General features: G+C 58.5%; 9 protein-coding genes. 2 read left to right on the top strand and 7 right to left on the bottom strand.

Translation table 11 applies throughout. The features are described from left to right. Positions 1-403: 403 nt before the first annotated feature. From VGK48_07905 to VGK48_07915, 3 genes are all read right to left on the bottom strand, one after another. Positions 404-1,234 (bottom strand): FAD-dependent oxidoreductase, encoded by an 831-nt coding sequence (locus VGK48_07905; protein ID HEY2381092.1) that lies wholly within the window; start codon positions 1,232-1,234, stop codon positions 404-406. Positions 1,235-1,331: 97 nt separating this feature from the next. Then, positions 1,332-2,183, bottom strand: a complete 852-nt coding sequence (locus VGK48_07910; protein ID HEY2381093.1) for a response regulator — start codon at positions 2,181-2,183, stop codon at positions 1,332-1,334. 64 nt (positions 2,184-2,247) lie between these two features. Then, on the bottom strand, positions 2,248-2,589 hold the full coding sequence (locus VGK48_07915) for a hypothetical protein (protein ID HEY2381094.1): 342 nt from the start codon (positions 2,587-2,589) through the stop codon (positions 2,248-2,250). A gap of 82 nt (positions 2,590-2,671) precedes the next feature. On the opposite strand from VGK48_07915, the gene VGK48_07920 reads away from it, so the two are divergent. Together VGK48_07920 and VGK48_07925 are read left to right on the top strand one after the other, a co-directional pair. Beyond that, positions 2,672-3,073 (top strand): hypothetical protein, encoded by a 402-nt coding sequence (locus VGK48_07920; GenBank protein HEY2381095.1) that lies wholly within the window; start codon positions 2,672-2,674, stop codon positions 3,071-3,073. A 268-nt stretch (positions 3,074-3,341) separates the two neighbouring features. Beyond that, a complete protein-coding gene (locus tag VGK48_07925) occupies positions 3,342-4,154 on the top strand; it encodes a TIGR03435 family protein (protein HEY2381096.1) in 813 nt (270 codons plus the stop codon). Positions 4,155-4,218: 64 nt separating this feature from the next. Here VGK48_07925 and VGK48_07930 read toward each other — a convergent pair whose 3' ends face one another. The 4 genes from VGK48_07930 to VGK48_07945 form a co-directional block, all read right to left on the bottom strand. After that, positions 4,219-6,423 carry a tetratricopeptide repeat protein gene (locus VGK48_07930; GenBank protein ID HEY2381097.1) on the bottom strand — a complete coding sequence of 735 codons (2,205 nt, stop codon included), beginning with the start codon at positions 6,421-6,423 and terminating at the stop codon, positions 4,219-4,221. Positions 6,424-6,536: 113 nt separating this feature from the next. Then, positions 6,537-10,274 (bottom strand): carboxypeptidase-like regulatory domain-containing protein, encoded by a 3,738-nt coding sequence (locus tag VGK48_07935; GenBank protein ID HEY2381098.1) that lies wholly within the window; start codon positions 10,272-10,274, stop codon positions 6,537-6,539. Between the two features lie 276 nt (positions 10,275-10,550). Next, positions 10,551-11,549: a hypothetical protein gene (locus VGK48_07940; GenBank protein ID HEY2381099.1), complete on the bottom strand. Its 999-nt coding sequence runs from the start codon at positions 11,547-11,549 to the stop codon at positions 10,551-10,553. 10 nt (positions 11,550-11,559) lie between these two features. Then, positions 11,560-11,759, bottom strand: a 200-nt coding sequence (locus tag VGK48_07945) for an MBL fold metallo-hydrolase (GenBank protein HEY2381100.1), incomplete at its 5' end; no start/stop codon positions are given.

An 11,759-nucleotide genomic window follows, 5' to 3' on the forward strand; every position in this document is an offset into this window, starting at 1 on the left:
TCGAAAGCGCGAACAGATTAACGCGGTCCTTAAATTCGCCGCACGAAGCCTTGACGCACCCGCTCCTGTGCTCGCCCGTTAAATCGCCTGCCGATGCTCATTCTGTTCGATCATGTCACGCCCGCTGGAGTGGCTCGCTGTCTCGAGGGTCACAAGGTTGTGAGAGCGAAGGAGTGCGGATGGATACGCTCACGAACGGTGACCTGCTCTCTGCTGCCGAAAGGGGTGGGTTTGACCTGCTCCTCACTGCCGACAAGAATGAACTCGCAGATCCTCGCGTGTAGCGAGAATTATCCAGAAACACGTACCTGGAAAAATGGCGATAACACCGGCAATGGCCAGAAGAAGGAACGTGTTTCACCCTCAGTCGGGTGCCGGGGTGATCGAAGGCTTGCGGCATTGCTCAGCCAGGCCGCTCGATCGTGTGCTGCGCCGGTGAATACCGGAACCTGGCGGCGACGGCGGCGATCTCCGATTCGCTCGGCTCGATGTGATGGTTGAAATAGGTTTCGGTGCTGACGTGATCGCGTGGAGCGCCCGAACGGAACAGGACCTGCCGGACCAGTTGCACCATCCCGCCGTTGCCGACCAGATGAAAATGATGCGTCTCCACAATCTCCGGCTTGAACAGCGGCGGAATCGATTCGGTGACGCGGCCCGTTAGTCCCTGCCATTCCGGCAGAGGACTCGTCACGGTGAATTGCCACTCGAAGTTCGAATAGTCGCGGCCGAGTGCTTCGAGTTCGCGGATCAGGCAAAAGTCCGCCTGTTCGCGGAATCCGGCGTAGAGCCGGATGAGCCGCGGCTCGCCCTCACGCAGCGTCTTTTCGGCGTAGCCGAATATCGGACCGATGCCCGTGCCCGTTGCGATCAGAATGATGCCGGCGGCGGTGGGACGGATCTCGTCCTGGACCGGTGTATGAAATGGCCCGTGGAAGGACAGGGAATCGCCGGGCTGCAATTCGGCAAGCCGCGGCGTCATGCGCCCGTGGGGGATCACGCGATAAAGGTGCGAGAAGCGGCGGCGGTCGGGTTCGCCGCGGCTGACGGTGTAGGCGTGACGCTGATATCCGCCGTCCGGATTTGGCAGCCCGAGTCCGAGAACGTGGCCGGGTTCGTAGCCGGCGGGAAGATCGTCAGCGGCTTCCAAGGTGAGCCAGACGCTGCCGCGGGCGATGGCGCGGTTCTCGATAACCTGCGCTGGACGCCACAGTTGCGTGCGATCTCCGATCATTGATCCATAGTAATCGAATATGGCGCCATAACGACTTGGCACGGCCGTCACCCGAGAAGCTTCTGAATGAGGTAACGCGCGGGTAGTGTATGCCGCGCTACAAATACTTGATGAAGGCGACTTCGTTGTGAGCTTCGTTGTAGATGATCTCGTCAACCAGCGTGTGACTCATCAGAAGGCCGAAGCCGCCAGGACGAATGCCTTTTTCGATACGCACAGCCATGTGGCCGTGAGGATGATCCGGATCATTGGAGACCGCTGCATGCTGTAATTCCGCGGGATTGAAACCGGGACCAGGATCTTGAATGCGATATTGCAGAAAGCGGCTGAACCGAAGGCAAGCGATGCGGACCTTCCGGTTGGGATCCAGTTGGCCGCCCCATTCGAGCGCATTCATGAGCAACTCGTGAAAGGCGAGGCCCGTCGATTCGCGTACTTCCTGCGGCAGTTTGGCGTTGAGACCCAGCATGAAGCTTTGGATGCGGTCTGCGATCTCCAATTGACAAGGCACCAGCAGCTCCACCCAATCGGGTTTTGCAGAAACGACCTCGATGGGCAGGACCTCAGCCGTCTGGCTCAGGGCTTGTTCAACCGCATCGAGATACGTCGCACGCTGCGCCGGCTTGGAAATAAACTGATACGCCTGGCCTTGAACGGCACGGAGGACCGTTTCCGGCGTATCGTCGCCTGTCATCACAATCACTTTGGGCGAATTGGACGGATGCGGCCGGCTCTGCAAACGTTGCAGGATTTCAAAGCCGCTGATCCCAGGCAACCCCAGGTCAAGAAGCACGAGATCGAAATGATTGCGATCAAGCAGGTTCCAGGCAACGGCGCCATCGGCTGCCCCGACGATCTCATACTCGGGCTTTTCCAGTAGTTCCAGCAGCAGCTCGCGAAGGGCGTCGCTATCCTCCACGATGAGAATTCTTCTTCGCAGCGGTTTCATGGGACACCATTCTAGCGCCGAATATGACGCGGAAACAGAACGGACGTCCACAGTCGTAACATGTTCACTCAACCCGCGACAATCGGCCCGGCACGACATCCAATACTACTGAATGAGACTGACAGTCGAACCAGTTCTGAAAGAGTCGAACCGAGCGATCGGTCGGCCACAACCGTTGATCCGTCCACCATCCAGCAAGCTGTTCCTGGAAGATGTCATCGAAATGGCCTTCAACCCATTTCGCGAACTCTTCGTCCGATTCGAATTCCGGCACTAGATAAATGACCGGCTCCTCGTTAATGTCCTCCAGGGTCAAATCCGAGCTGCTTGCGTCAACTTCGCGCACCCAATCCAGGAACGCCGGCTTTGCCGTCAGAATCAACGCGGATCGATTCACTTCCCGCATTTCGCTATGCCTCGCTTCAAGCGACTGTTGCAAGAATGCCACGTTCGAAGTAAATTCATTCCCGCATTTTAAAAGGGTGGTGATGATGAGCAGTCCGCCGATACAGTTTCACAAAATCTGGGTCGAGCAATGCGAGGCGACCGGAGGGATACGGCAGCGATTCGGACTCGACGACGCTCTGCAGTATCTGATCGGCGAAAAACTCTTCAGCTTCGTCGATGCCGCAGAAGACGACGCTGATTTTGCCTCAGAGCTGCCGGCATTCGTCACCGAAATCCGCCGGATCTTCTCCGAGCAGGAGATCCGCTCGTTTCTGGACGAACTCGAACATGACAAATTCCTCGCTCCCAATGAGGCGGATTTGGGGATCGAGGATGAGACCGATGAGTTCGACGACGAGGAGGAGACAATCTTGCCAAATCCAGTCCGAGCCGCAGAAGAACTTCTGCGTTTCTCCCGTATCCGTCAACTCCTGACCGAGTAGCTAAGCCGTCAGCCTGGACGCTCGTCCCAAAATCTGCTTCCATTTTATCCAGCCGATCTTACTTGTCTGAAGTTATCTACATCTTGTATAACCCGTTCGCGGGCGGTCGCTCACGGTTCATGTTGATTCCAGACCGACCACTCCCGGCGCTTCGCGACTAATTCGTTGCAGTGCCGCGCCGTTTTCGCTACGGTTCAGCGAACCCGGCCCTGTAGCCTTCCATCGCGTCGTTTGCTTTCTGGCCTCCCATAGTTACTTCAGGAGTTTTATGCCGAAACGAATTTCGATCGTCGTTTGCCTGCTGCTCTCAGGGACGGTTCACGGGGTACAAGTGAATGCAGTGCCCGCGTTTGAAGTTGCGTCGGTCAAGCCATCGCTGCCATCGGGGCGTGGTGCGCCGAGGCAGGTAGGAGGGTGTCGCGGGAGCGATACTCCGGCCGGGAACGGCTCGCGAATCGAAAACATCCCGCTCGGCCGATGCGTTTTCCGGGTGGCGCGCTTGAGCGAGATCCTGGGCGACATGTACAAACTGTCGAACGATCGAATCAGCGGTCTTCCGGATTGGGATCGTTCCTCGTTCTTCGATGTAGAAGGAAAGGCGGAAGATCCGGAGAGAACCACGGAAGCACAGCTCATCCAGATGCTTCAGAGACTGTTGACGGAGCGTTTCCGGCTGGATATGCGGCATGTCACCGTCGAGGCCCCCGTGTTCGCGATGCGGGCCGGCAGGAAGGGACATAAGTTGCAGGTGTCCAAGGAAGAGTCCGCATCGGTGACACCGCAGGGCGGCAGTCTCGTCTTCAAAGGGATGACGATGGCGAAGCTGGCGGATTTCCTCAGCGGAATGCCGGCAGTTGGACGGCCGGTTGCAGATGCGACGGAACTCCGCGGACGTTTCGACTTCACGCTGACCGTCCTGGACACCAAGCCGGAGAACGCCGGAGACTTGAAGGGCGCGATGTCGAGGTGGGATTCCGTATTGAGCGACGTTGAGGAACAACTCGGTCTGCGCTTCGACTCGGAGAAACGCATGGTCGATGGCTTGATCATCGACCATGCGGAGAAGCCGATGGCGAACTAGAAAGCACCGTGAAATGCACCGGTCCCTGGTCGCTGGCTCTGCGCACGGCGTCGGGTCCGAGACTCTACTTCACCGCGACGGCTGTCAGCCCTGCGACGGCCCTTTCGCGAATTTGCGGGTCGGGATCGGTCTGCGCGGCCCGGAATTCCGCCGCCGCTCCAGCCCGGTCTCCCCTACGCCGCAGCACCGCGCCTAGTTCCAGGTGGGCCTTCCCGAAATCGGGCTGCAAGCGAATCGCCTCTTTGTAATGTGAAATCGCTTCGGAGATCTTGCCGTCTGCTTCGAGCAACTGGCCCAGGGCCTCGTGCACCAGGGGTTGCCTCGCTTCGGCTTGCAACGACCTTTCCAGGTGCGTCCGTGCTTCGGCTCTCCGGTTCATCCTTGCGAGGGTGATACCATAGCTGAACTGATTGAACGCGTCGTCTCCCGCTCGCTCGAAGTGCGAAATCGCCCCTTCCAAGTCGCCGCGCAGTTGCAACAGGTAGGCGAGGTTCGCTTGAGCCGCCTGCATGGCAGGCCGGATACTCAGCGCAGCCCGGATCTGGACCTCCGCCTCCCGAACCTGACCGATCTCCGCCAGCACATAGCCCAGGCTGTTTCGGCTGTCCGCAAATTCGGGATCGAGATCGATGGATTTTCGGAATGAATCGATCGCCGATTTCTTGTCCCCGAGTTCGGATTGCAGAAGCGCCAGGTTGTACCAGACCTCGGGCTGGTCCGGGTCCGCTTGCACAGACTTCAGCATGGCATCCAGGGGCTCCCGAGATTTCCCCATTGCCCGCAAAGGCATCGCCAGTCTGGCCCACAATACTGCGGACTGCGGCCTCATTTCGATTGCGGCACGATATGCCGACGCCGATTCCTCAGAACGGCCCGCGCGCTGCAGCGCGTCGCCCAACTCCATATAGACCTCCGGGCGTTCGGGTTTTCGCTTGGTAACCTCCGCTTGCAGCCGGCCGATTCCGTCTTTCAGATTGCTGCCGTGGGTGACCTGCGCGATAGCCGTGTAAAGATCGTCCTGGTCTCCGTACGGCACGACTTCACCGTGATACTCCCACTCCGAATGACTCTTTTCGGGACGCTCCCTCAACAGGTCTGCTGGAGGGCGCCGTTGGATCAAATGATCCGTCATTACAACGTGGACGACGTCCTCCGGCCGGCGTTTCGGCATATGGCACTCGACGCAGTTGCTGCCGGACAGATGCGGCTGTACTGTGATTTTCCCTGGGTCGTGACATCCCAGGCATACCTTGTTATATCCGTCGACTGCCGCCTGACCATGCTGTATATCATGCGGATTGTGGCACGTGGTGCAGCCAAGCGCGCCGTTACTTTCGAGAAAGCACTTCGATTGGCGGAGCCGGTACACCGCATTCACGATCTCGAACTTTCCTTCTCTGCCTGACCCTGGCGCGTGATCAAACCAGAGTTGAAAGGCGCTGAAAGGCTCGCCGGGACGGTAAGAAAACGGCCCGCGATCGAAGCGACGGATTACGTTCGGCAGAGGGGCACTGGTCGTTTCGAGATGACACTGCATACAGACCTCCAGGGCGCGCTCTTTCCCCAGACGCGCAGGATTCACAATCGCGCTCCGGATGTCCTCGAGTTTCGCACCGGGCTGCGCCAGCGCTCGAAGATGGTTGCCACCTGGTCCGTGGCATCGCTGACAGTCGATCCCCTGAGGCAGCTGCCCTGTGTAGACAGGCTCCGATCCTGCGTCCTCATGACCGGACGGAATTGCGGGATAGGAGTTGTGGCAGAACATACAGTCGTAGCCGACCTTCCTCCCGGTCGCCGGATCGCTCATGTCGAGACCGGGATTCAGTGCCCAGCTGCCTCCCTTTTCCGCATACCACGCCAAGGGAAGTTCGATCAAAGTATTCCGCGCCGTACGATGAAGATACGTTCGGACGTGGTTGCCCGAACCCATCACATAGTCGATCTTCGACTCACCGACGCTCTCTTCCTGGCCGTTGAATCCAATCTGCCACGACCGCTGATACCAGGCGCCGTCCCTGGCGACGATCTGATACCAGGTACCCGATGCCCGATGAAAATAGGCCTTCGGATTCGAGACGCTCGTGACGCCCGGAGAATAGAAGGATCTCGCCATGCCGGTATTGGAATAGGTGTCTGCGATCTCCGTGTGGCAGTCCGCGCAAATTGCGGCATCAACGTACTCGTTTGCCGCAGCAGGCGCGACCGGCTTCCTGTCGGAGCACGAGGCCAGCGCAGCGACGCACGTGAAGACAAGAAGCAATTTTGACATGGTGTGTGAGCGACCCCCTGCCGCTTCGCGGCTCTCCCCCTGTATCAGGGGGAGAGTTACTGTCCCCCTGATGCAGGCAGGGGGTCGCTCACACACCATCTTGAAGTCGGCTGCTAGAAGGTAAACCTCAAAGCCATCTGCAGGACACGTGGAGCGGCGGCACTAGACGTCTTCGTGATTTCACCGAAGACCGACGATCCGAATGCGGCGTAGGTGCCCGCGCTGGTGGTACCGGGGATCGGCGTGATGCTTAACGTCGGATTCGCAAATGTCTCCTTGTTCATGAGGTTATAAGCTTCCACGCGGAAGCTCACTTGTTTGCGTTCACCGATTTTGAAGACCTTGTTGAGCGACAGATCGTCATTCCAGAAGGGCAATCCACGCTGCATGCCGCGGTAGCCGACTTGGCCGGCGTAGCCGGGTACGAAATCGTTCCCGGCGCTGACATTGCTGAATATGCTCGGAATGCCGAGGTTGTCGAACTGAAGCTTGCTCGCTGGAGGGTTGACAACGCCCGGACCGAGTATGCAAAGGGCCGAGCTGAGGTAGTTGCTGTTGAATATGCCGCTCGCGGTGCATGTGATCGGATTGCCGGTGTGGAATGTAAACAGAGTGCTGACCTGCCACCCGCCAACGATCCCGTTGACCACTTTCGGCGCGTTGCCAAGCAGGGGCTTGCCTCTCCCGACGGGAAGTTCGATCACCGAATTCGCGTTGATCGTATGACGCGCATCGTAATCGGCCGGACCGCTGCTGCATTTCGGACAGAAGGCGTTCTGGACATTTGTCGGACCACCGTTGCCGCCCGCTGCGTTGGCGCTTCCCTCCGAGCCGGAAGCGTTGTCGATCGCGTGAGACAACGTGTAATTGAAGTCATAGCCCCAGCCATTCGAAACCGTGCGCCGGAGCGAAACCGTCATGGAATGGAAGTTGGCAATGCCCGAATTGCTGTATGCAAGCACGTCCGAAGCCTGCAACGGGAAAAATGTGTTGCAACCGGTTTTGACCAGGCAGCCGCCACCGGGACCTTGACGAATGCGGTCGTTATCGTTGATGGTGTCGGTCCAGCTTCCGAGGTATGTGGAATAAGCATCATAGAACAGGTTGGCGGACGCGCTGCCGGGGATATAGAAGCCGGCGAGATTACCCAACATGTTCTCGGCAAAAGGCTGGAGAGGAATCAGGTTCGGATTGGCTTTGACCTGAGCGGGCGTGACGCCGGAATTGTAGAGTTGCGCAAGCGACTTCGCAGCCTGCGAGAAGAGCTGCCCGGACTTCGGATCCGTGAAATTCTCGAGCGGCTGACCGAAATCCCGGGTCAGGATCGCACGATGGGAAAGGCGGCCCGCATAGCCGACTTCGATGGTCATATGCTTCGGCAATGGGCGGGCATAGTTGAGGTTGAGGAGATACTCGTAAGGGGCTTTCAAATCGCTTTGAACGGCGGTAAAGCTGGTGAACCCGCCGACGATGGTTGGAGGCGTATAGGGAAATGCGCCGCCGGTTGCCGTAGAGAGCGTGGTGTATGTGGCGGGCGTCCCATCGTAGCGGGGACTGCTCGTGAAGTTCGTGTTGTTGGCCTGCTGAACCTTTGTCGCCAATCCCGGCGAGCCGCTGTTGGAAAACTGGGCAGCCAGGCCGTTGCCATAGTTATCGTAGACGAGGGATGCGCCGCCACGGAGGACGCTGCCCTTGCCCATGATCTTTTCGAGCAGTCCGCCATCTCTGGGAGAGTATGCCAGCGAGAGCCGCGGCGCCCAGTCCTTGTTGTCTTGCGGATAATAGCCGGCACCATGGTTGACGGGCCCGCCGACGACATAGGTAATGTTGGCATCCGGAAGGGCGGAGTTCGGAACCCCGGCCAAAGCCGCGCCGATCCGCTCTCCGAAGAAGTTGCTCATGTTGGTTTTGGGAACCACCTGCACGCCGTCCTCGGCGTACGGCACTCCATAGATGGCGTAGCGCACGCCGGCGATGACCGTAATATTGGGCTTCACTTTCCAGGTGTCCTGGAAATACTCCTCAGGAGAACGGGAAATGAAATCGCGGCTGATGGACTGCCCGAACGGAATCGGCTGGCCATTAATGCCGAAGTTATAGGTTGCGCTGCCGCTGTTCAACATACCGAAGATCGCCCCAAAAGCATTGGTCACGTTGGTCGTCGAGGAGAGCGCCGCACCCGGAACTGTTTTCTGAATGTAGGCGGTAACGGCATTGGTGATGTCATTTCCGAGCCCGAGAAGCACGGTTCTGCCGAAGCTGTAGCTCGGTTCGTTGTTGGCGACCGAGGTGAGGTTCTTCGCGATGAGATAGTTGAACCCCATCTGGAAGGTATGCTTCCCTTTCGTCCAGGTCAGATCATCACTCAGGTTCGGCGTCGGCGCGATACGCGTCGAACCACGTACTGTGGGCAGCTGCGTTGTAAATCCGAAGCTCGGCACCACGTTCAACGTACCGGTCGTCGCATTGCCCAGCCTCGTGTAGCCGTAGTTGAAGACGTTGACGAGCGTGGGTGTCACGACGTACGTGTAACGCGCGGAAACCCCGCGCGAGTTGTCGAGCGTCTGCGAGACGGGCGCCTGGCCTGGGAACAGCGCCAGGCCGTTGGTTGGAATCTGGGAATCGCCGACCAGCGTGCCGCGCAGCGAAACCGTATGACGGCTTGCGCCGTCGATGACGTAATCGATCTTGCCGACCTGAACATGGTTGTTCAGGGGCTGCGGCGCGTTAAAAAGCAATTGGTTGAAGTTCAGGCCCTTGTCGCTGCCTCCCAGAGGATTGTTACCCGAGGGATACTGCTGCGCCAGATTCGCGATGTATGGATTCTCGCCGATGCCGAGCGGATCGATCGCTTTGATGTCGGCTGGCGTCAATGAAACGGTCTGGCCGCTCTTCAGAAGCACCTTCACGATGCCCTGTTTCAAGGTATCGGTCGGAACATTTGCGGTGGCCGCAGCCTGGCTGCGGTCCTTCCGGCCTTCCCAGTTGTAGAAAAAGAACAATCTGTTCTTCTGGATCGGGCCGCCGGCCGAGAATCCGTATTGATTCCGGATCAGTGCGGGACGGGCGACGTGCGCGCGATTGCTGAACCAGTCATTGGCTTCAAAATCGGTATTCCGGTTGTATTCATAAATAGATCCGTGAAACGCGTTGGTGCCGCTCTTGGTGACCAGCGTCACCTGCCCGCCGGCCGAGTGGCCGAGATCGGCGCCCTGTCCGGCGATGGTGGTGCGGAATTCCTGCACCGAGTCGAGCGGAATCTGGAGGACGGAGTTGAATCCGTCTGCGCCCCGGTTGTCGGTGACATTGGCGCCATCCAAGGTCACATTGTTCTGGTCCGCTCTCGCGCCGAGCACCTGCCCGGTTGATGCAACGCCCGGCTCCTGGCTCAATAGCGCCACGACATTGCGGGTCTGCAACGGTAGCTCGACAACCTGCTTCTCTGTAAACGGGTTTCCGACAGTCGCATTCTCCGTATTGATAGCGGTCGCTTCCGCTTCCACGCTCACGACGTCCGTGGCCTGGCCGACGGCCAGTTCCAGATTCAGCGTCAAGGGCTGGCCTACTTGCAGCGCGACCTGTGAGACTTTGGTCGTGAATCCCGGCAGCTGAACTTCGACTTTGTAAGGACCCGGCAGGACCTGGAGAAATCTGTAGGTGCCCGTGTCATCCGTCAATTCCTGACGCGACACGGCCGTGTCTGTGTTTGTGATCGCTACCACCGCACCGGGTAGAACGCCGCCCGTTTGATCGGCGATGACGCCTTGAAGCGAACTGGTTTGCTGCGCCGCCAACGGCAGAGCCCCGATAACAGAAACAATAATGAGAAGAGCTATGAAATGCCGGTACACAAGATCCTCCTTGGGTTTTGTTGGTCAGGGAACGGTCAGACGTATGACGAAAGCCCTAACGGGAGGCTGATGCTCTTCAAACCAGGAGAGATGCAAGTGCGTGGGACGACGTAGCCGACGCTACAGACGGGGGGTAACTTTTCGAACTCGAACAGGGCGGAGTCTGACTTATTTGTAAGACGGCGTCAACCGTTTTTTACAAATTTGTGTCTTTTTAACGCGGGTGACTGGCGGGTATGCCCGTATCCTATTGGAAATTCGAATTTCCAATGGGATTTACGGTTGTTTCGGATCAATCCTCCAGACATTCTGTTGTTTAAGGTTTGAAAGCCATACGGATCCGTATCCCACGCGGATGGCATCTCCGCCGGGACCGGTCCATTGCCTGATGACTTTGTTCGTGTCCGGATCGATCTGCGTCAGCGGTAGATCGAACACGCTGACCCACACGAAACCTTCGCCGTATGCGATTTCACCGCTTGGCCCCGGCAAGCCGGCGTCGATGTTCGTCACCAGCTTTTTCGTGCGGACGTCAATACGGGAAACCGTGCCGTCACCCTGGTTCAACGTCCAAATGGCGCCGCCGCCGGTGGCGGTAAACCGCGGTTGAGGACCGACCGTAACGCGATCGGTAATCAAATTCGTTTTCGGGTCCACACGAACGACGACATTGTGTTCCGTGCTGGTGACCCAGACCGCTCCGTCGTCCCCTATCACGCAAACCGGGGAGCCGGACGGAACCTGAATCTCGGCGACGAGACGGTTCGTCTGCGGATCGATTCGCGAGAGAATTCCCTTGGAATCCGTCATCATCCAGATGCTGTCCGGGCCTGCGGCGAGCCCTCCTTCACTGTCCGCAGGCCCCAGCGGGATCGTGGCGGAAACCTTATTCGTTTTCAGATCGACGCGCGAAAGCGTCTTATCCATGCAGTTGGGAACCCAGAGGCTGCCGAAGCCGGCAGCCAGACCGGAACACGGACGCTTGCCGACTTCGACGGTCGCGGCAACTTTATTCGTTTTGGGGTCGAGTTTCAGAACCGTATTTCCAGGCCCGTTCGATACCCAGACGGCATCGGGCGTGACGACCTGCCAATCCGGGGCTCCTTCGACTGGAAACACTGCGACGGGCTTTATGGTGGAAATATCCCGCTTGACGCCAGGCGCACTGACGCCGGGACGGGACGCACGCGGCGGCTTCTGTTGCCCGGCGGCGAGAACAGACCCGGCCAGGCAGACCCCCAGCGCCACCGCGATGGACAATCGGCTCGGAATCAAAATGCCCCTCCTAATTCGCCGCTGCAGGCTGGGCCGCGCGCGTTGAAAGAATGATGTCCCGAAGAACCACACGTTCCGGCTTGCCTTTGAGATTGACCAGCACTTCGTTCAACTCGAGCAACGTCCCACGAGTGAGTTCCAGCACATGTTCTTCCGGCTGATACACCGTTCCTCGCGGGTAATCGACAAACGGAGTGCTCGTTTGTTCAA

It is taken from the genome of Terriglobia bacterium, assembly GCA_036496425.1.
Classification (GTDB): domain Bacteria; phylum Acidobacteriota; class Terriglobia; order 20CM-2-55-15; family 20CM-2-55-15; genus 20CM-2-55-15.